Below are 20,546 nucleotides of genomic sequence, written 5' to 3'. Positions count from 1 at the left end.
CTGATGCACCTCGACTGGTGGACACTGGGCCTGCAGACCGTCAATCTGCTGGTGCTCCTGTGGCTGCTGGGACGCTTCCTGTTCCGGCCGATGGCGCGCATTGTGGCCCAGCGCCAGCAAGCGGCGGCAAAGCTGCTAGGCGACGCCGAAGCAAAACGTGCGAAGGCGGCAGAGGACCTTGCAGGGACGCAGCGCGAGCGCGGCGCGCTGGAAAGCCAGAAGCAGCAACTGATCAAGGACGCACAGGCCGAGGCGGAGGCCACCCGCACCGCAATTGTCGAGGCCGCCCGCAAGGATGCCCACCGCATCGAAGAGGACGCGAAGAACGCGAGCACGCACTTGCGCGCGCAAGCAGCCGAGCAGGTAGAACGCGATGCCAGCCGGCTGGCGACGGAAATCGCCGCAAGGCTGCTGCAAGGCCCGGCAAAGCAGATCCCCCTCACCGGGTTTCTCGGCGGCTTCGAACATGCCCTCGCCTCGCTGCCTGCCGAAGTGCGCGAGCGGATCGGGCCGCAAGGCAAGCCGATCACCGTCAGCCTCTCGCGCACGCCTTCGCCGGATGACCGCGAAGCGCTGCACGCGGCCCTAACGCGCGCATTGGGCCGGGAGGTCGAATTCGACACGGTGGTGGACCCCGAACTTATTGGCGGCCTTGCCCTGGAAACGGACATGGCCGCTATCGAGAATTCGCTGCGGTCAGACCTGAGCCATGTGCTGGACGGACTGGATGACCATGACCGGCACTAGGCCATCCCGACCCGGCGGCGCGGCAGCCGACGATCCGCTTGCGCACGACTGGCTAGCGCGCCAGCGCGAACGACTTGCCGGGATTGCCTTGTCCGCAAAGGCCGAAACCTTCGGCCGGGTCACCCATGTCGCCGACGGCATTGCCCGGATCCAGGGCCTGCCTGAAGTCCGCCTCAACGAACTGCTTCATTTCGAGGGCGGGCAGACCGGGCTCGCCCTTGCCCTCGACGAAGACGCGATCAGCGCCGTCCTGTTCGATGACCTGACAGGCATAGAGGCAGGCACGCGCGTGTCGGGAACGGGCGATGTCGTCCGGGTGCCGGTGGGGCCGGATCTGCTTGGCCGGATCGTCGACCCGCTCGGCCGCCCGCTGGACGAAGGCGATGCCATCGCCCCGGCCGATCATTGGCCGGTCGAGCGCCCGGCCCCGGCGATCATCGAGCGCGACCTTGTGTCGCAGCCCGTCGAGACCGGCGTCCTGGTGGTCGACTCCCTCTTCGCATTGGGCCGCGGGCAGCGCGAATTGATCATCGGCGACCGGGCGACGGGAAAAACCTCCATCGCCGTCGACGCCATCGTCAACCAGAAGAATTCCGGCGTGGTGTGCGTCTATGTCGCGGTCGGCCAGCGCGCGACGGCGATCGAGCGGGTGATCGAGGCGGTGAAAGTCCACGGCGCGCAGGAACGCTGCATCTTCGTGCTCGCCTCTGCCGCGGCCAGTCCCGGCATGCAGTGGATCGCGCCCTTCGCCGGTATGACCATGGCCGAATATTTCCGCGACCGGGGACAGGACGCGCTGATCGTCATCGACGACCTGACCAAGCACGCCGCTACGCACCGCGAACTGGCCCTGCTGACGCGTGAGCCTCCCGGCCGCGAGGCTTATCCCGGCGACGTCTTCTACCTGCACGCTCGGCTGCTGGAACGCGCGGCGCATCTCTCGCCTGCGCTTCGCGGCGGCTCGCTCACGGCCCTGCCGATTGCGGAGACCGATGCAGGCAATCTTTCAGCCTATATCCCGACCAACCTCATTTCGATCACCGACGGGCAGATCGTCCTCAGCACGAACCTGTTCGCGGCCAATCAGCGCCCCGCCGTCGACGTTGGCCTGAGCGTCAGCCGCGTGGGCGGCAAGGCACAGCGCCGCGCGCTGCGACAGGTCTCGGGACGGATCAGGCTCGACTATGCCCAGTTCCTTGAACTGGAGATGTTTACCCGCTTCGGCGGAATGTCGGACCAGCGCTTCAAGCCGATTCTCATACGCGGCGAGCGCATTCGCGCGGTTCTCACACAGGACCGCTTCGCGGGCCTGTCGGGCGCAGCGCAAGTGGCGCTGCTTGCCGCTCTCAATGCCGGAAAACTCGATACAGCGGCGCCCGAGACGATCCCCGCCTTGCAGAGCCGGGTGGATCGTGCACTGGCCTGCGGCGCCCGCGATCTGGTCGACAGGATCAACGCCAATTCCGAGATCGATGATGCCGACCTGACCCGCCTTGCGGACATCGTCGGTGCATTGGCCGACAAGGCACAGGACCATGGCTGAGCGGCTTGCCGAAGTCGAAGCGCGGATCGAAAGCGTTCACCAGCTCTCATCCGTCATCGGCGCCGTGCGCGCCATTGCCGCGGCTCGCTTGCGCGAAGCCAAGGCAAGGCTTCCCGGTATCCAGACTTATGCCCGGACAATCGGCGAGGCGATTGCCCAGGCGCTTGCGCTTGTCCCCCAGGCGCCGGCCAATGCCGCGAAAGGAGGGAACCGGAAATCCATCGTTCTGGCAATCGGCGCGGAGCAGGGGTTCGTCGGCAATTTCAACGGCCGACTTCTCGATGCCCTTACCCCGCTGACAAGGTCGAGCCGAACTCCGAGCTGCGAACTTCTCCTCGTCGGCAGTCACGCTGCTTCGGCCGCGTCGGAACGCGTGCTTACCGTCAACTGGTCCGCCCCGATGGCGACCCATGCGCAGGAGATCGCTGGACTCGCCAACCGCATCGCCGATGCCCTGTTCGATCGTATTGCGAACGGCGAGGTCAGCGAGGTGCTGCTCGTTCACGCCGCGACCGACGCGCAGCAGCCCGAGAGCCCGGTGCAAGTCCGCCCGCTCCTGCCCTTCGACTTTTCGCGCTTCGCCCCTCTCGCCAGGGCCCAGCCGCCGATAATTCAGCTGCCACCGGAAAGGCTGCTTGCACAGCTGGCCGACGAATACGTTTTTGCCGAGATCTGTGAAGCGCTTGTCCTTTCTTTCGCAGCAGAGAACGAGGCGCGCATGCAGGCCATGGTCGCGGCGCGCGAAAACGTGGCCCGCCGCAGCGACGAACTTGCCGCCAGGGCGCGACTCATGCGGCAGGAACAGATTACCGAAGAAGTCATTGAACTTGCCTCCGGTGGGGCGTCAATGCGCTGATAAGCGCCAGCGCCGCCAACCCATTTTGCAGCCGGATTGCTCTGGATCAATGCAAGAGACAGGCGCATGATCCTATCCAGACCGTACGCTTGCTGGGAGTCTCACCATGACGATCCAGAACCGAATAACGGTGAACGAGGCCGACTTTCTGGACGGCCTGCGCGGCGCGGCCCGGATACTGCCGAGCCCCGACGCGCCGCACTTCGCCGATGCGTTCGAAAGTTTCGGCGATGCGCGGATTGTGCTGCTGGGCGAAGCGACGCATGGCACTCATGAATTCTATGCCGCGCGCGCCGCGATTACCCGGCGCCTGATCGAAAAGCATGGCTTCAACATCGTGGCGGTCGAAGGCGACTGGCCGGACGTGGCCCGGATCGATGCCTATGCCCGGCACCGCGCCGCCCGCCCGCGCAAGGGCGAGCCCTTCGTGCGCTTCCCGACGTGGATGTGGCGCAATGAGGAAGTCTTGTCTTTCGCCGACTGGTTGCGCGGCCATAATGAAGCTCTTCCCGATAAGGAGCGGGCGGGCCTCTATGGTCTCGACGTCTATTCGCTGGGCGAGTCGATCCATGCCGTGATTGCCTATCTCGATGCGCATAACGAGGCCGCGGCGGCCGAGGCGCGCCGGCGATATGCCTGCCTCATGCCCTGGCAGGATGAACCGCAGCACTATGGCCGGGCGGTAGAGCATGGGACCCTGCACGGCTGCGAGGACGCGGTGGTCGCGCAGCTCGAAGGCCTGCTTGCCGAGCGGATGGACTATATCCGACAGGACGGCGAGGCCTTTCTCGATGCAGAACAGAACGCGCGCATCGTGCGCGCCGCCGAGCAATACTACCGCGCGATGTATCGCGGTTCCGCGGCAAGCTGGAACCAACGCGATCGGCACATGTTCGATACGCTGCTCAGGCTGATGGCCCATCGCAAGGACGCCCGTGCCGTGATCTGGGCGCACAATTCGCATGTCGGCAATGCTTCGGCGACGGCGATGGGCTGGCACGGCGAATTCAACATCGGGGAACTGTGCCGGGCGGCCTTTGGCAACGAGGCAGTGCTGATCGGTTTCGGCACGGATCGCGGCACCGTCGCGGCGGCTTCGGACTGGGGTGCGGACATGCGTGTGATGCAGGTTCGCCCGGCGCGCGACGATAGCTGGGAAGCCGCGTTCCGCCGGACGGGTCATGCCCGCAGTCTGACCGATTGGCGCAGACGCAAGGATCCGCGGCTTGTCGAGATGCTGTCCCAGACCCTGCTCGAGCGGGCAATCGGGGTCGTCTATCGTCCCGAGACCGAGCGCGCGAGCCACTATTTCGAAGCCATCCTGGCCGACCAGTTCGACGCTTTCGTCTGGTTCGAACAGACCAGGGCGGTCACGCCCCTGGGGCATGAACGCCCGCACGGCGCGCCGGAAACCTGGCCCTTCGGACTATGATCGCGCCGCTCCCTTCAACCGGGCTCAAGGAAGTTCAGATCGGCCCGCATGCGCTAGCCGCTATCCTGGGCGTACCGGCAGGGGCGCGAGGTCTCGTCATCTTCGCGCACGGCAGCGGCAGCGGCCGGCTCAGCCCGCGCAACAATTACGTCGCGGCCCGACTGCGCGATGATGGACTGGCAACGATACTGCTCGACCTGCTGACGCCGGAGGAGGAACACGATCGCCGCAACGTCTTCGACATCGCGCTGCTGGCCGAGCGCCTGAGCGGCGCTGCCGACTGGACCCGCGATCATCCCGAAACAAGCGACCTGCGTCCCTGCTACTTTGGCGCCAGCACCGGTGGCGGCGCGGCGCTCAGGGCCGCTGCCGACGATCCGCGCATTGCCGCCATAGTCTCGCGCGGCGGTCGTCCGGACCTTGCCGGGGCGGACATGCTTCCTCGTGTGCAGGCCCCGACGCTGCTAATCGTCGGAGAGCTGGACGGAATAGTCATCGATCTCAATGCCGCCGCTTACGATGCCCTGAGGTGCGAAAAGGATATGGCCATCGTTCCGGGCGCCGGACATCTTTTCGAGGAACCCGGCACCCTCGATCAGGTCGTCACACTCGCGAGTCTGTGGTTTCGCCACCACCTTGGAAACGTGCTATGACTGGCCGGTCCGGATTTGCCGATCGCGAGGATGCCGGAGTAGCATTGGCGAAGGCTGTCTCAACGCTCGACCTGAAAGACCCGGTCGTGCTCGCCCTGCCCCGCGGCGGCGTGCCGGTGGGTTTCGAAGTGGCGAAGGTCCTGGGCGCGCCGCTCGACATCCTGATGGTGCGCAAGATCGGCGCGCCGGGTCACGAGGAATACGGCATTGGCGCCCTTGTCGACGGGGCATCGCCGCAAATCGTCATCGACGAGGCTATGGCCCGCCTGGTCGGCGCAGACCGCGACTATATCGACATGCAGATCGCCCGCCAGCTTGCCGAGATCGAGAGGCGCCGCGCGCTCTATCGCACCGGCCCTCCAGTGATGCTCTCCGGCTGCACGGTTATCCTTGTCGATGACGGGATCGCCACTGGCGGCACCGTGCGCGCCGCGCTCAAGGCACTCGCCAAGGCAGGTCCCTCGCAGATAATCCTCGCCGTTCCCCTAGCCCCTGCCGACGTCCTCCCCGAGTTGCGGGAAATGTGCGACATGGTGATCTGCCTCTCCTCACCCACGCCATTTCATGCGGTTGGCCAGCATTACCGCAACTTCGACCAGACCGGAGACGAGGAAGTCATTCGCCTGCTGGAAAAAGCCAAGGCCTGGGAAAAGCCGGGCCTGCGCGAGGCCAGCGATATCTGAAGCCTCGCTGCGGCAAGGAGAAGCGCCCCAACGGCACAATGGCGCCAAGCGCGAACTTGCTCTACAAATAGCCCCCCAGGTCCGGCCGGTAGAGGGGGCTTGGCTTTCACACAATTATGCTGGCTGCACTATATCTCGTTTCGGCTGCCGCTGCTGCGCTGCCCCCGTCGGAACCTGCTTCCGGAGACGAAATCATTGTTACAGGCGAGCGGATCGCCCGTTCGGTCCAGCATACGGCTTCAAGCGTCAGCGTAGAGACCGCGCGCACGATCAAGGACAAGGCCGCGCCCGATCGCATTGAGCAACTGCTCCAGTTTGTGCCGAACGTCCAACTTGGTTCTGGTGGCGAGGGGCCAGTCATTCGCGGCCAGGATTCGACGGGCGTCGTGCGCGATCTCGCCGCCTTCCTGAGTGGCTCTCGCCCGCGGGCCACGATCCAGGTCGACGGTCGCCCGGTGAGCTATTACGAACTGGCCTTCGGGCTGACGCCGCTCTGGGATGTCGAGCACGTGGAAATTTTCCGCAGTCCCCAGTCCACTACCCAAGGACGCAATTCGATAGGCGGTGCGATTTTCATCGAGACTGAAGATCCGGATTTCGCTTGGGAAGGGAAGGCGCGCCTGATCGCAGGCGAGGCGATGACACGTCAGGCTTCCGCGGCCCTGTCCGTGCCTCTCGTCAGCAATGAGGTCGCCCTTCGGCTTTCCGGCGACGTGCGCCGTGGCCGCACATCCAGCCGTATCACCAACCCGGCGGCGGGAATCGATCCGAACCGTGACGATTTCGACCTCCTGCGCGCCAAGCTGCTGGTTCAACCCGAAACGCTTCCCGATACCAGCCTGCTCATCACTTATGGACATGGCCGGTCACAGATGCCGCAAGTGGAAGGCGTAGAGGCCCCCTATCGAGAACGGCGCAATCCCAATGCAAATTACGGGATCTTTGCGATCAGGACGAATTCGCTGACCGGGCGCCTTGCCTATCTTCCGGACGGCGCCTTCGATGCCCATGCCACGTTGAGCTATGGTGACGTCAAGGTACACCGCTACGCGCCGCCGGGTCTGGGGCGTGCCAGGATCGGCACGCATGATTTCTCGATCGAACCTTTCCTGGGATGGCGTGCACAATCGGACTTCGCCTGAATGCAGGCCTCAATTTCACCCGTGCGACGCTGGGCCAGACCATCGACATATCCGCGCTTCAATTCGGATCAGGCACCTTCATGGACCTGCAGAGAAGTCTGGGTCTCTTCGGCCAAGCCGAACTGCCGTTGACCGGCACCCTCACGCTGACGACCGCTCTGCGGTACCAGCGCGACAGCCAGCTGCGGACCGGGGGTCTCATCGGCGGCCTGAGGACCATCCAGGTAGACTTTGATCGCAGCTTTTCGGCCTGGCTGCCCCGCGTCTCCCTCGCCTGGGATGCCGCCCCGAACCTGCGGTTGGGCCTGCAGGTACATCGCGCCTACAATCCAGGCGGTCTCTCGCTCAATACGCAAACCGCACGCATCGAAACATTCGAGGCCGAACGCCTGTGGGACTATGAGGTTTTCCTGAGGGCAAAGCTGGACGACTGCCGGTTGACGATTGCCGCCAATGCCTTCGTCTACGACATGTACGATGCCCAGCGCACCGAAACGATCGTCTTTCGTACCCCCAACGGGGAGCTGGTGACGGCTGTCCAGGTCGGCAATGCGCCGCGCGCCTGGTCGAGGGGCATGGAACTCGAAGCCGACTGGAAGCCATCGCCGCATTTCAGCCTGAGTGCGGGCCTCGGTCTGCTCGATACGCGCATTACGCGGACAATCGAGGTTTCCGACCCGATTAGAGGCAAGCAATTCCAGCGATCGCCGCATTTGAGCGGATCGCTTGCGATCAGCTGGAATCCTGCCAAGACCTTGCACTTTTCAGCGCAGATGCGGCACAATGGCCGATACTTCAGCGATGACACCGAGGATTACGAGCAGCGGATCGCTGCATCGACCAGTGTCGATGCCAAAGTCTCCTGGACTTTCTCTCGCTTCACCGTCTTCGGTTACGCCCGCAACCTCCTCGATGAATTCCATCTGACCTACAAGTTCTCGGCCGGATCCGGGCTGGCGACTGCAAGCGACCCACGCGAACTGGGGCTGGGCCTCGAGGCCAGTTTCTGATCTGGCATGAGGAAGGCATCCGGACCGACACCGCGAGCCTTCCAGTACCGCGTTAGACCGATCCCGTCGCAGAGCGCTGCGAAACGGGGATCGGCTCGCATCGGTCGAGTCGCGGGCGTGAACAGGTTCATCGTGCGCCGCCAGAGATCATCCGGCGATATCATCTGGTTCCGCACCGGCCAGATCGAGCCGACCAGCGGCCCCTTGCGCAGCAGGAACCCCTGCGCGACATCGAATGCGGCATCGAGCTCGCCCATGGCCGAAAGGCACATGACCGCCTGAACCGAGAAGCCCGGTGTGACCGCCTGCGCCAGAGCACGGCGAGCCTCGGCCAGGTTTGCAGAACTGGGCGTGTCCAGTGCAGTGAGCGCGATGCGCCAGCGTTCCTCCTGCTCGCTGGTGAACTTGGCGGGGCGCAGGCTCACGTCGTCCAGCAAGGTCAGCGCGGCCCTAGTCCTGCCGGTAAAGGCGAAGATATACAGCCGCGCGCTCCAGATTGCCGGATACTTCGGCCAGAGCTGCATGGCGCGGTCGATCGCCAGATCGGCTTCGGCGATCCTTCCGAAAATCCAGTATTTCAGTGCCCTGCGAAACTGATGTGGCGGCGATAGAGGCTCCAGTGCAATCGATCTTTCATTGTATTCCCACGATTGCCGCGCATACCCTACCGATTGCAGCAGAGTGACCAGATGAAGCAGCACATTGGCGTTGTCGGGAGCGACTTTCAGGACATCGCGCATGCGGTCCTCGGCTGCCTGCCAGTCGCCAAGGTAAGGGCGCAGGGTGGCAAGGGCGGCCAGGGCATTGCCTTCGTTCCGGTCGAGCGCCAGTGCCTGCCTTGCCGCTTCCTCGCATCCGGTCACAGCATCGCTGACCTGGTCGGGCGGCGCGCCTTCCGCGACATTGCGCCACGCCATTGCGAGCAGGCCCCAGGCTTGGGCATTGTCGGGATCGAGTTCGACTGCCTTGCGCAGCACTTCGACGCCGCGCATATCCTGGTCGGGCCATAGCTCGCGCAGGATGCGGCGCCCCTCGGCGATTTGCTGCGCGGCAGAGCCGCCGGTGTGTCTTGCAGCCAGCCACCAGGCCGATCCGGATGCCGCGACCAGAACCGCCAGGCCGCCGGCTAGCCAGGCGCGCCTTTCGAAGCCGCGCGGTGCATTGCCCTCAACAGGGACGGCAGCATTCGGCCCGGCGACAGGGAGTTCTTCGATCTGTCCTACCAGTCGGTAGCCGGTGCGCGGAATCGTTTCGACCACGAACCCGGCTCCGGTTTCACGGGCCAGGCGCCGCAATTCGGCAATGACGCGATTGACAGCGTCGTCACCGACGATCCGCCCTCCCCAACAATTGAGCAGCAGGTCCTCGCGGCTCAGCACTGCACCCATGGCATCGGCAAGGGCAAGCAGTACCTGCATTACGCGCGGTTCTGCCGTAAGCAGGGCCAGGGGCCCTTCTATCGTTCGAAGAGACGGACGCACGATCGCCTTGCCCACGCGGAAATCCTCGCGGTGGGCAAGCTGTTTTGACCCGGGCGATCGCGGATCGACCGCGATTGGCTCGTTTATCGGCAAACCATCGGCCAAAAATCATGCCCCCCTCATTCACTGATCCCTGGCTTGATAGCACTTTGGAGCCATTCCGGGAAAGCACCTGCCAGCATCGCACAGGAGTGCTGCACATGAGACCATTACCCATCGCGTTCGCCCTTACGGTCTCGGCCACATGTATGGCGCTCGGCGGCGGCGGAGTGGCCTCCACGCCCGCTCCATCGCAGGCGCCAGCCCCATCCCCCACGCCCAGCCCGGAACCCGTCCTGCCACCGGACCAGATCGGCCTCATGAGCAGCGAGCCCTTCAATGCCCTGGGGCTGGGACACGAATACAAGCCGGCTGACGGGACCGAAACCACTGCCGCCTCCGCTGCGCAAAGCGTGGAGATCAGCTACGACGATGCCGAAGGCACCTATCAGATATCGCTGCCCGGCTTTCAGCCAGGCACTTTAGTCACGCAGGATTACAATGGCAGCGCCGGGCAGACGGCCACATCCACCTGGAACAGCATCGAGCCAAAATCGGGTAATACCGCGCAGAGCGTGAGGGTCACGCTGCAGGTTCCGGGCAGCAATTTCTCGCCCTATACCTACACCAGCTTCGGTTCCTGGTATGACGAAACCACGGATAGCCAGGGATTTACGATCCGGCGCGAAGGGGTCTATGCCTATGGCATCCCCACCGGCCCATCGGACATGCCCCTAAGCGGATCGGCAAACTATGGAGCGGTTTTGCTCGGCAATACTTCCGACGGCAATTACGTCGGCGGCTCTGCCTCGCTGCAATTCGATTTCGGCAACGGCATCCTGACCGGTTCGATGCATCCGCTCCTGTCGGATGGCTGGGACCTCTCGATCGACCTGGGAACATACAGCTTCAGGGACACCACCTTCGCGAAAGGCAGCACGACCTTCGCAGGCAGCTTCGACGTGCCCGGACTCCCGGATGCGTCTTCGTGGTTCGAAGGTGCATTCAATGGTCCGCAGGCGGCAGAAATCATGGCGCGCTGGCAGGCCCCCTATCTCCGCGAGGGCAATCAGGGCGCAATGTTCGGAATCATGGTCGGGAGGAAGCAATGAAACTGCGCACATCTCTGGTCCTGGCCGTGGCCCCGGTCACGCTTCTGGCTGCTTGCGGCGGCGGCGGCAGCGGCGGCATTGCGTCGACGCCCACTCCAGCCCCCGCGCCTGCCCAGAGTCCGCCCGCCGATCCCGAACCGCCGGTCGCGCAGTTCACGCCGAAGCCTGCGCAGATTTTCACGGCTCCACTCTACAACGACAATCTCGCCGTGCTGGGTCAGACCTGGGAACATGAAGCCTTGCCCAACTCCAGCGCCAGCCTTTCCAACGCCAGAAACGTGCGGGAAGCAGGCGGCTTCACTGTCACTTACGATGCGACCGGCGGCAACTACGTCATGACCGCACCGATTGCAGGGTCCGGAACCGTGTACCAGATCAGCGACGGCGGCGAGTTCGAACCAGGCGCCAGTTTCGCTGCCGTACTGGCCGACAACGCCGCAGAAGCCGCCGGCAAACCTGGCGAGATGCGCATCTGGCCGGCAGGCGGGAGCGCCACGGACTTCAGCTATGTATCGTTCGCCGAATTCTATGCCAGCGCGCCTGCAGGTTCCAGCCTGGAAACCGTGGCCTATGGCAGCATGGCGATCATCCAGCCGACGAGGCCCGGTGAAGTGCCGATGACCGGAAGCGCCAGCTATCATGGCTTTCTTGTCGGCTTTTTCGGCGGAGATCCCGGCGGAAGCTGGGTGGAAGGCAGAAGCAGGCTGGACTTCGACTTTGCCAAGGGATCGCTGTCCGGCGAACTGACCGCCAGAATGGTCTGCATGATGGGCTGCGCCTACGATGACCAGCTCTATACCCTGGCCGACACACACTTCGCGCACGGCGCGACCGAATTCGGCGGTAGCCTCACGACAGCGGGCGCCCCTTCGGCAGGGACGTTTGCGGGCATGTTCGCCGGCCCCAATGCCAGCGAGCTGGCCGCCCAGTTCCAGCTTCCCTTCTTCAATCAGGATTTCCGCAAGTGGGTGCCGGTATCGGGCGTCATCATCGGCAAGGGCCCGTAAAGCAGGAGAAAGCCGATGGCCGGTTCCGGCTGTTCCCCTGCGGCGTGCGCCGGCGCTGTTTTGGCGCTCGCTATCGCGGGCTTTTCGCCAACTGTTAAGGCACAGACCGCCGAGGCGCAGGGAGCGGCACAGACGGCCCGGCTTTCCGGCACCCAATTGCTTGCCTTCGCCAATCGCGCTCGCGATGAGGGGCGCTTCGAGATTGCCGAAGCGGCCTATCGCGCGCTGTTTGCAGATCCTTCGGTACAAGTCCGCAGTGAGGCACGATTCCGGTTGGCGATGCTTTATGTAGGCACGCGTCGGCTGTCGCAGGCTGCAGTGCTGTTTCGCGAAATCCTCGACGAACAGCCCGACGCGCAGCGGGTCCGCCTCGAACTGGCGCATGTTCTGGATCTCATGGGCGATGAGGTGGGCGCACGGCGTGCCCTTCGCGAAGCACAGGCGGGCAAGCTTCCCCCGGAAGTGGCACGCTTCGTCGATCGCTATTCCGCCGCGCTCAGGGCGCAAAAGCCCCTTGGTGCCAGCTTCGACCTTGCCCTGGCACCGGACAGCAACATCAACCGTGCCACCCGGTCCTCGACGCTCGGAACCGTGTTCGGCGATTTCGTCCTCGACGACGAAGCGCGCCAGCGCTCGGGTATCGGGCTTGCCCTGCGCGGGCAGGCCTATGCGCGTCTGCCAATCGGCGCCAGCGTAAACTTGCTCGCAAAACTGTCCGGTTCCGCGGACCTCTATCGCGCCCACGACTTCAATGACATTGCCGTTGCAGCAACGGTCGGTCCCGAATTGCGGCTGGGTGCCGATCGCCTTTCCCTGGATGGCGGAGCGCTCTGGCGCTACTTTGGCGGCCGACCCTATTCACGCGCGGTCACGGCAGAGGCGACGTACCTGCATCCCCTGGGCCGCAAGGCCCAGCTGCGCGCCGTGGCCAACGCGGCCCTTATCGACAATCGCCGCAATTCCTTGCTCGATGGCCACAGCTTTTCGGCAACGCTCGGCTATGAGCGGGCGATTTCAGGCCGGTCCGGCGCGGGGCTGACCGTCAGCATCGACCGGCAGGCGACGCGCGATCCCGGATATGCCACCTGGGGCTGGCAAACATCGGCCTTCGCCTATCGCGACCTGGGCGCGCTCACCCTCGTCGGGACGCTGGGAATGGGCAGACTGAAGGCAGATCGCAGGATCCTGCTGTATCCCGACAGGCGATCCGACCGCAATTACCGTGCCAGCCTGGGAGCGACCTTTCGAGCCTTTCGAATTGCAAGCTTCGCGCCTTTCATCAGAGCCACCTTCGAACGGAACCGCAGCAGCCTGGAAATCCATGACTACCGCAGATTGCGAATGGAGTTCGGCTTTACGCGGTCCTTCTAGCCCACGGTCGCCAAATTCTACCCCCTGGCAACCGCCAGCATCCTAAGCCCTGCGATCGACAATGTTCTCGATCCGGCCATCGAGCATTTCGATCTGTACATCGGAGATCTCGGCAATGCCCGGGTCATGGGTGACACACGCCACGGCCCGGCCCCCTTCGTGCGCGAGCGCTCGCAAGTCTTCAACGACGCGGGCGCTGTTGCGGCTGTCCAGGTCCCCGGTCGGTTCGTCACCGAGGATCAGCACCGGATCGTTGGCGAGCGCCCGGGCAATCGCGACGCGCTGACGTTCGCCGCCGGACAGGCGATCGGGCGTATTCGCGCTCTTTTCGTCCAGGCCCACCGCAGCAAGCAGCTCGAGTGCCCGCTGACGCGCGCCGTCGTGGTCCAGCCGACCGAGACGTTGCATCGGGAGCATGACGTTTTCCAGCGCGGAGAACTCGGGAAGCAGAAAATGGAACTGGAACACGAAGCCAAAGCGCGCGAGGCGAATGGCCGCCCGCGCGTCACCCGAAAGCCCGCTGACTTCGCGCCCCTCGAACAGCAGTTCGCCTGAATCGGGCCGGTCGATGAGACCGAGCAAATAGAGCAGCGAAGACTTGCCACAGCCCGATGGGCCAACAATGGTGGTGAAGCTGCCCCGCTCGATCGTCAGGCTGACATCGCGCACCAGATGCACCGGCTTGGGACCGGCCAGGGTGCGTGTAAGTGACCTTGCATCGAGGATCGCAGTCACAACGCCCCCCTCAGGATATCGACCGGATCGACGCGCGCCGCCTTTCGTGCCGGCAGCCACGCTGCCAGCGAGCCTGCGAGAAGCGACACCAGAGCCGCAATTGCATACTGGCGCGCGGACCGATCCATCGGAATGCGCTCGACATCGCCTCCGATGGGGAACCGCAACGTTCCCAGGATCGTCATCAGGCCATAACCGAGCAGCCATCCGAGCATGACGCCAATCACGGCCAGCACCAACCCTTCGACCACGAAGATGAACTGCAGGTCGCCTTCTGAAAAGCCCATCGAACGCATGATCGCGATGTCCCGCCGCTTGTCCGAAACATTGTTCGAGACGACGGTATAGATGCCGAAGCTCGCTACCAGCAGGATCGCGGAGACGACCGAATACATGATGACATTGCGGGTCAGGAGCAGGGAAAGGATGTCGGCCGATCGTTCCTGCCAGCTTTCCGCCTTGTAGCCGAAGCGGGATTCCAGCTGAGCGGCGACGGCCTCGGCAGCATAAGGATCGACCAGCTTGACGCCGATGCGGTTGATGATGAACGGTCTGCCAAGCAACGATTGTGCCTCGCGCAGCAGCACGTAGCCGGTTCCCGAAGAAAGCTGGGTCTGCCCTTTCTTGAACAGTCCCACGACCCGCATCGAGCGCCCGCTTGAGGAGGACGAGGTTGCAGCGACGATGTCGCCCACCTGCACGCCCAGGCGTGCGGCGAGATCCTCACCAATGATGATGCCCCCCTGCGTCGTCTCGAGATCGTGAAGGTGGCCGACGCGCAGCTTGTCTTCGATGGTACTGATCTTTTTCTCGATGTCCGGCTCCACGCCGACGATCCCGATTGCCTCGTCATGCCCGCCCAGACGCAAGGTCACGCCGCCGGTCAGGCTGGGCGACGCAATCGCGCCGGGCACTGAATTGGCGGCAGAGACGACGGCCTGCCAATCCTTGATTCCGCGCACTTCGCTGCGCACCTTGTAGCCGTGCAGGGCGACCGCGCCCTTGCCATAAGCGCGCGCGCCGGGTTGGGGCGATGGACTGCGCAGCTCGTCGGAAACGATGATGTGCGGGGCGGCATCGATAAGCTGTTCGACGAAGTCGTTCTGGCTGCCCACCATCAGCGCTGAAACCGCAAGGAAGAATCCGACACCCACTGCGACCCCGCTGACGGCCACCGCCGTCTGGCGGCGGCGGCGCGCAAGGTGTCTGAGCGCAATCGTGACAAGAAAGCCGGCGCGCCCGATCATGACCGCACCCGGTCCCTGTCCTCGAGCCCGGCGGGTGGATCGACGACGACCCGGTCCCCTTCGGCGAGGCCCGACACCACTTCCACCTTGTCGGCCCCGATGATCCCCGTGCGCACCTTGCGTCGCTCCACCCGGCCATCCCGGACGCGCCAGACATGGCCATCGATCAATGCACCTGCGGGCACTAGCAGGGCCCCCTCATGTCGGTTGGTGACGATGTTGACTTCAAGTGTCAGGCCGAAAGGAAGGTCCTTCCTGCCATCGAGGCCGATGCGAACGCGAAACGCGCGTTCTCCGGGATCGCCGCCGGGGGTGATTTCGGTGACATGACCGCGGATCACTTTGCCCGGGAGCGCGTCCGTGGACAGCAGGGCTTTCTGTCCAACCCGCACGCGCGGAATATCGCGTTCATCGACAGTGGCGGTCACCCGCGCCCTGGCCGGATCTCCGAGCTGCAACAGAGTCTTGCCCGGGTTCGCCAAATCGCCGGGCTCGACATCGCGCTTGAGCACGACGCCGTCGATACCCGCGCGCATCGTCAACTGGTTCAGCCGCGCTTCCAATGCCGAGGCAGCGGCACGCGATGCCTGTCCAGCGGCAACCGCCTCGTCGCGCGCGGCACGGGTCACCCAACCCTTCGCATAAAGTGCGGCGACGCGGTTTTCGGCCAGCGACTTGCCACGAGCATCGGCCCGGGCCTGCGCCAGGAGAGCACGCTGTTCGCTGTCATCGAGGCGCACAAGCGCTTGCCCACGCGTCACTCGCGCGCCCTCTTCGACCAGAACGGCAATGACCGGCGCAGTCAGACGCGAAGAAACCGCCACCGGATGCTCGGCTTCGACGAAGCCGGTAGCATAGACCAGTTCGACCGCCGGACCGCGCCCCACCGGTGCCGTGACTACCACCATGGGACGGCCATTGAGCAGCCACCAACCGCCTGCGGCAGCGAGCAGGATTGCAATTGCAAGCAGGACGATGGGCTTGCGCATTGCCGGGTCAGCCTCTCTGTTTCGGACGGACACCCTATGCCCCTGACCGGAGCGGAGATCATTGATCGCCGACAACCTTGTGGCAAGACAGGATTTCCTGAATGAATGGCCGGTTCAATTCAGCCAGCGGCAGAATACCTGGACCGCAAAACCGGAAGGCACGACAAGGTCACCGGCGCGCCCAATAAAAAACAGTCTTGACTGATTATATGGTGATGCTGGACAGTGCCGGAGTTGTCGCACGAAAACCATACATTGCAGACAGATGAAGACGTGCTGCAATTCTCGATCCGGGGGAAAACAGTTTGGCCGTCAATTCAGCCCGCAAGGCCATCGCTCCTGTCGCCGGTCGCAAGCCTGCCGATGACGGCAAACCGACACGCCAGTCGCTCAAGAGCGCGCAGACACGCAGCCGCTTGATCGAGGCTACGATCCAATGCCTTGTAAAGGTAGGCTATTCGGGGACCACCACACCCCTCGTCGCATCGGAGGCTGGACTTTCGCGCGGGGCCATGCTGCACCATTTCGAGAACAGCGCGACCCTGATACGGGCGACGATCGTGGAACTGCACGAGCGACGTCTCCGGGCCTTTCGGCGTTCATCGGAAAACAGCCAGCACGATCCCTCGACCATGGTCAGCGCTTACTGGCGACAGGTACAGAAACCGGCTTTCATCGCCTTTCAGGAACTGGCCATGGCAGCCCGTACCAATTCCGAACTCGCCCAGATCATGCGGCCGCTGCAGGTCGAGTATCGCGAACGCTTCAACGCCGAAGCGATCGCCCTCTATCCCGAGTGGCATTCCGCCCCAGAGAATTTCGCGCAGGCCATGGCGCTTTCGCAAACGCTCATGGAAGGCATGGCGATGAGCTTGCTTACAGGCGCCCTGGATGAAGCCATGGTGCCCTCCCTGCTGCACATGCTGGAGGACAAGATCCGCACCATGCGGCCAGGCGCGGGAACGGCATCGGCCGCCTGAGACTGCGGCCCGGCAGTGTATGTCGGCAATCGCGTGGCGGGCCGAAGCCGCCCGCGGGCGCAAACTTACAGTCAATCATGTTTGTCTTTTTTTCTTCCTCGTCTTGAGCTACGAAAATTGCGAAACAGGTTCGCAGAAGGAATTTGCGACCGGGCATGACAAGCCCGGCGAGGGAGAGCAGGATTGAAAGGAGCGAGCGAGTGAGCGGTCGAGGCAAGGGCCCACTGGCCGGTGTGAAGGTCATCGATCTCACCAGCGTGCTGATGGGACCATACGCAACACAGATCTTTGCCGACCTTGGCGCGGACGTCATCAAGGTGGAAAGCCCCGATGGCGATACGACCCGTTTCATTCCACCAGGGCCGGACGCGTCGCGCGGAGGCATGTTCCTCAACGTCAACCGGGGCAAGCGCAGCATCGTCATCGACCTCAAGCAGCCCGAGGGGCGCGATGCGCTGCTTCGGCTGGCGAAGGATGCCGATGTGTTCATCCATTCGATGCGGTCGCGTGCGATCGGTCGGCTGGGGCTCGACTACGAAGCCTTGCGGGCAGTCAACAAGCGGATCATCTACGCCAACCTTTACGGCTACGCGCGCAACGGGCCCTATCGCGATTACCCGGCATACGACGATATCGTGCAGGCCGCCTCAGGCATCGTCGACCTGCAGGCCCGCCTCTCCGGCGGCAAGCCGACCTATGCCGCCACGGTTATCGCCGACAAGGTAGCAGGTCTGACGGGAGCCTACTCGGTGATCGCCGCGCTTTTCGCCCGCGAACGCTCCGGACAGGGGCAGGAGATCGAAGTCCCCATGTTCGAGACCCTGGTCTCGTTCACCATGGTCGAGCACTTGTGCGGATCGCTGTTCGATCCACCGCAGGGGCCGCCTGAATATGCCCGGGCAACTTCGGAAGCGCGCCGCCCATACCAGACCGCCGACGGTTACATCGGCGTGATGATCTACAACGACCGGCACTGGCGATCCTTCTTCGATGTCCTGGGGAACCCCGAATGGTCGCGCGATCCGATGTTCGCTTCGATGCGTTCGCGCACCGAGAACATCGGTGCAGTCCTGACCAAAGTCGCGGAAGTCATCGCCACACGCACGACCGACGAATGGGTCGCGCTTTTCCGCGAGGCGCAGATCCCGGCCACGCCCATCGCCAGCCTGACCGAGCTGCTTCACGACCCCCACCTTATCGAGACCGGCTTCTGGGAAGAACGCCAGACCGACAGCGGCACCCTGCGATTCCCGGGCATCCCGACCTTGTTTTCGCAAACGCCAGGCGAAATCGGCGATCCCGGACCGGCCCTTGCCGGTCAGAGCGAAGAAGTGCTGCGCGAGGCGAACTTCTCAGAAACGGAGATCGCCACGCTTCTCGATAGCGGCGCGGTCAGGAAGTCGGCGTGAGCGGCCCCGAACTGCATTGGCGCACGGCGCTTGGCGAAGGGAAGTTCCTACTGCAGCGGGCACCGGACGGCACCGCGGTATTTCCGCCCCGGATCGCCGTGCCGGGAACCGGGGCCGGTTCGCTCGAATGGTTCGAGGCCTGCGGACTGGGAACGGTCTATTCGCTCTCATGGATCACTCGGCGCGCGCCGGCCGAGCCCTATAACGTCGCACTCATCGATCTCGACGAAGGCGCCCGCCTGATGAGCCGGGTAGAGGCCACCGACGCCGATTCCCTGATGATCGGAATGCGTGTCGAGGCCTTTATCGAAGGCACAGGCGATGACGCGATCCTGCTGTTCCGCCCGGCCGAAGGTGGCGCATGAGCGACGCTTTCCCCCGGGGCAAAACGGCCATCGCAGGACTCGCTACCTTCGGCGTCGGAGAAATGCCGGGCTACAACGCCATGGAACTGACCGTACAAGCGGCGAGCCTTGCAGTGAAGGACGCCGGCCTGACGTTCGAGGACATCGACGCGCTCTACATTTGCCAGCCGGACGACTTCTTTGCCGGTCTCACCTTTGCCGAATATCTGGGACTTCAACCCAAATACACCGACAACAACCGCACTGGCGGCTCGGCATTCATGAGCCATATGGCCAGCGCAGCTCTGGCACTGGAGGCCGGGTACATCGACTGCGCCCTGATCGCCTACGGATCGAACCAGCGCAGCAAGGGAGGAAAGCTGTCCACGCCCATGACCAGCAATGCATGGGATGCACCATATGCGCCGCTTTTCCCGCTCACATCCTATGCCCTCGCCGCCGCCCGGCACATGCATGAGTATGGCACCACGCGCGAGGATCTCGCCGCGGTAGCATTGGCCGCCCGGTCCTGGGCGAACACCAATCCGGAAGCCTTTGCCAAAGGGCCGCTGACGATCGAGGACTGCCTGACATCACGCATGATCAGCACGCCGATCTCGGTGCGCGATTGCTGCCTCGTCACCGACGGCGCCGCCGCCGTGGTCATGACCCGCACCGAACGTGCCCGTGACCTGCAACGCCTGCCAGTGCCGCTCTTGGGAGCCGCCGCCGCGACATGGTGGAACTCGATTACGCAGGCCCCTGAGGTGACCGTTACCGCCGCCCGGGAATCGGGTGCGCGCGCCATGGGCATGGCCGGGGTCGAGCCCCGCGATATCGGGACCTTGCAGCTCTACGACGCTTTCACCATCAACACGATCCTGTTCCTCGAGGATCTTGGCTTCTGCCCGAAAGGCGAAGGCGGCCGGTTCGTGTCCGACGGAACGATCGCCCCCGGGGGCAGCCTCCCGGTCAACACCAATGGCGGCGGCCTCTCCTGTTGCCATCCGGGCATGTACGGGCTTTTCGCAATCATCGAGGCAGCGCGGCAAATCCGCGGCGAAGCTGCCAACCAACTGCCCGGAATCGACCTTGCACTCGCCCATGGCAATGGCGGCACCCTGTCGAGCCAGGCGACCGTGATCCTGGGCAGCATGGCGACCTTGTGATGCCGCAGAGCCGAAGCTTGCAAAGCTGATGTCTGCCTGCTCGAGGAATCTAGGAGCCGATCCACTCTTCGATCATCGGCCGGATCGGCTCTCCGACGAGTTCGAGAACCGGTCCGTCGCCCTCAACCATGTAGGCCATTTGTCCATAGCGATGCTTGGGAGAGGCACCGGCGGCGATCAGGCGCCAGCCCTGCGCCAAGAGCGTGTCCACTTCCTCGCCGACATCGTCGACCCATGCACCGACATGCGCCTCGGAGACTGCGAGAAGACCGTCATAGGCACCGCCCGGAACCGCCTCGATGAGCTCGAAATGGATCGGCCCCTGCCGCGAATAGGTGACGGTGAGATGCGCCTCGGACCAACCGCCTTCGGGTGTCCAGACGCGCAGGGGATCGAATTTGCGAACCGGCGCCCAATCGAGGCCGAACTGCGCGGACATGCCGTCCATGGCACGGGCGATATCGGGCACGATCAGGCCATGATGATGAAGTCTACCGAAGGCTTTCACGTCTTGCACTCCAAGGATGAACGGGTTCGCCGCCAGCATGCGGACTACGGTCCGCAAGGCTGAATGCGACAGGCGCACGGGCGCCGAAA

Annotated in this window: 20 protein-coding genes; 15 read left to right on the top strand and 5 right to left on the bottom strand. The window is 64.0% G+C overall.

The annotated features are described in order from the left end of the window. Positions 1–3 precede the first annotated feature (3 nt). The 8 genes from PP1Y_RS03675 (at position 4) to PP1Y_RS03640 (ending at position 8,066) form a co-directional block, all read left to right on the top strand. Positions 4–747 (top strand): F0F1 ATP synthase subunit delta, encoded by a 744-nt coding sequence (locus tag PP1Y_RS03675; RefSeq protein WP_013836748.1) that lies wholly within the window; start codon positions 4–6, stop codon positions 745–747. Then, on the top strand, positions 734–2,290 hold the full coding sequence (locus PP1Y_RS03670) for a F0F1 ATP synthase subunit alpha (protein WP_013836747.1): 1,557 nt from the start codon (positions 734–736) through the stop codon (positions 2,288–2,290). Before PP1Y_RS03675 ends, PP1Y_RS03670 begins: the two co-directional genes overlap by 14 nt. Further along, a complete protein-coding gene (locus PP1Y_RS03665) occupies positions 2,283–3,146 on the top strand; it encodes a F0F1 ATP synthase subunit gamma (RefSeq protein WP_013836746.1) in 864 nt (287 codons plus the stop codon). Before PP1Y_RS03670 ends, PP1Y_RS03665 begins: the two co-directional genes overlap by 8 nt. Before the next feature lie 106 nt (positions 3,147–3,252). Beyond that, positions 3,253–4,578, top strand: coding sequence for an erythromycin esterase family protein (locus PP1Y_RS03660; protein WP_013836745.1), 1,326 nt, complete (start codon positions 3,253–3,255; stop codon positions 4,576–4,578). Beyond that, positions 4,575–5,231 carry a dienelactone hydrolase family protein gene (locus PP1Y_RS03655; protein WP_013836744.1) on the top strand — a complete coding sequence of 219 codons (657 nt, stop codon included), beginning with the start codon at positions 4,575–4,577 and terminating at the stop codon, positions 5,229–5,231. The genes PP1Y_RS03660 and PP1Y_RS03655 overlap by 4 nt, the downstream gene beginning before the upstream one ends. Continuing rightward, entirely contained in the window at positions 5,228–5,914 is a 687-nt protein-coding gene (locus PP1Y_RS03650; protein WP_013836743.1) for a phosphoribosyltransferase, read from the top strand. The genes PP1Y_RS03655 and PP1Y_RS03650 overlap by 4 nt, the downstream gene beginning before the upstream one ends. A gap of 116 nt (positions 5,915–6,030) precedes the next feature. Then, entirely contained in the window at positions 6,031–7,056 is a 1,026-nt protein-coding gene (locus PP1Y_RS03645; protein WP_013836742.1) for a TonB-dependent siderophore receptor, read from the top strand. After that, complete coding sequence (locus PP1Y_RS03640) at positions 7,029–8,066, top strand: TonB-dependent receptor (protein WP_013836741.1); 1,038 nt, start codon at positions 7,029–7,031, stop codon at positions 8,064–8,066. The genes PP1Y_RS03645 and PP1Y_RS03640 overlap by 28 nt, the downstream gene beginning before the upstream one ends. Here the strand turns inward: PP1Y_RS03640 and PP1Y_RS24570 are convergent. Beyond that, positions 7,985–9,484, bottom strand: a complete 1,500-nt coding sequence (locus PP1Y_RS24570; RefSeq protein WP_148274818.1) for a winged helix-turn-helix domain-containing protein — start codon at positions 9,482–9,484, stop codon at positions 7,985–7,987. The two genes, PP1Y_RS03640 and PP1Y_RS24570, sit on opposite strands and share 82 nt — an antisense overlap. Positions 9,485–9,747: 263 nt before the next feature. Here PP1Y_RS24570 and PP1Y_RS03630 point away from each other — a divergent pair, with 263 nt between their 5' ends. From PP1Y_RS03630 to PP1Y_RS03620, 3 genes are read left to right on the top strand one after another with little or no spacing between them, the layout of a single operon-like run. Then, on the top strand, positions 9,748–10,698 hold the full coding sequence (locus tag PP1Y_RS03630) for a transferrin-binding protein-like solute binding protein (protein WP_148274817.1): 951 nt from the start codon (positions 9,748–9,750) through the stop codon (positions 10,696–10,698). Continuing rightward, positions 10,695–11,705 carry a hypothetical protein gene (locus PP1Y_RS25685; RefSeq protein WP_041558325.1) on the top strand — a complete coding sequence of 337 codons (1,011 nt, stop codon included), beginning with the start codon at positions 10,695–10,697 and terminating at the stop codon, positions 11,703–11,705. The genes PP1Y_RS03630 and PP1Y_RS25685 overlap by 4 nt, the downstream gene beginning before the upstream one ends. A 15-nt stretch (positions 11,706–11,720) precedes the next feature. Further along, a complete protein-coding gene (locus PP1Y_RS03620) occupies positions 11,721–13,076 on the top strand; it encodes a surface lipoprotein assembly modifier (RefSeq protein WP_013836738.1) in 1,356 nt (451 codons plus the stop codon). A gap of 42 nt (positions 13,077–13,118) precedes the next feature. Here PP1Y_RS03620 and PP1Y_RS03615 read toward each other — a convergent pair whose 3' ends face one another. The 3 genes from PP1Y_RS03615 to PP1Y_RS03605 are packed head-to-tail and all read right to left on the bottom strand — an operon-like array spanning position 13,119 to position 16,047. Then, positions 13,119–13,811, bottom strand: coding sequence for an ABC transporter ATP-binding protein (locus PP1Y_RS03615; protein ID WP_013836737.1), 693 nt, complete (start codon positions 13,809–13,811; stop codon positions 13,119–13,121). After that, complete coding sequence (locus PP1Y_RS03610; RefSeq protein ID WP_013836736.1) at positions 13,808–15,058, bottom strand: ABC transporter permease; 1,251 nt, start codon at positions 15,056–15,058, stop codon at positions 13,808–13,810. Before PP1Y_RS03610 ends, PP1Y_RS03615 begins: the two co-directional genes overlap by 4 nt. After that, positions 15,055–16,047 (bottom strand): efflux RND transporter periplasmic adaptor subunit, encoded by a 993-nt coding sequence (locus PP1Y_RS03605; protein ID WP_013836735.1) that lies wholly within the window; start codon positions 16,045–16,047, stop codon positions 15,055–15,057. The genes PP1Y_RS03610 and PP1Y_RS03605 overlap by 4 nt, the downstream gene beginning before the upstream one ends. A 305-nt stretch (positions 16,048–16,352) precedes the next feature. On the opposite strand from PP1Y_RS03605, the gene PP1Y_RS03600 reads away from it, so the two are divergent. The 4 genes from PP1Y_RS03600 to PP1Y_RS03585 all read left to right on the top strand — a co-directional run bounded on the left by PP1Y_RS03600 (position 16,353) and on the right by PP1Y_RS03585 (position 19,949). Further along, a complete protein-coding gene (locus PP1Y_RS03600) occupies positions 16,353–17,027 on the top strand; it encodes a TetR/AcrR family transcriptional regulator (protein WP_013836734.1) in 675 nt (224 codons plus the stop codon). A 200-nt stretch (positions 17,028–17,227) separates the two neighbouring features. Then, positions 17,228–18,436: a CaiB/BaiF CoA-transferase family protein gene (locus tag PP1Y_RS03595; protein ID WP_041558323.1), complete on the top strand. Its 1,209-nt coding sequence runs from the start codon at positions 17,228–17,230 to the stop codon at positions 18,434–18,436. Beyond that, the gene (locus PP1Y_RS03590; RefSeq protein WP_013836732.1) at positions 18,433–18,801 is read left to right on the top strand and encodes a Zn-ribbon domain-containing OB-fold protein; all 369 of its coding nucleotides are present in this window, start codon (positions 18,433–18,435) and stop codon (positions 18,799–18,801) included. The genes PP1Y_RS03595 and PP1Y_RS03590 overlap by 4 nt, the downstream gene beginning before the upstream one ends. Beyond that, on the top strand, positions 18,798–19,949 hold the full coding sequence (locus PP1Y_RS03585) for a thiolase (protein WP_013836731.1): 1,152 nt from the start codon (positions 18,798–18,800) through the stop codon (positions 19,947–19,949). Before PP1Y_RS03590 ends, PP1Y_RS03585 begins: the two co-directional genes overlap by 4 nt. Positions 19,950–19,998: 49 nt before the next feature. Here PP1Y_RS03585 and PP1Y_RS03580 read toward each other — a convergent pair whose 3' ends face one another. Further along, positions 19,999–20,457 carry a VOC family protein gene (locus tag PP1Y_RS03580; protein WP_158511827.1) on the bottom strand — a complete coding sequence of 153 codons (459 nt, stop codon included), beginning with the start codon at positions 20,455–20,457 and terminating at the stop codon, positions 19,999–20,001. Between the last annotated feature and the right edge of the window lie 89 nt (positions 20,458–20,546).

Source organism: Novosphingobium sp. PP1Y (assembly GCF_000253255.1).
In the GTDB taxonomy this organism is placed as follows: Bacteria; Pseudomonadota; Alphaproteobacteria; order Sphingomonadales; family Sphingomonadaceae; genus Novosphingobium.
This window is presented reverse-complemented; position numbering and strand designations above follow the sequence as displayed.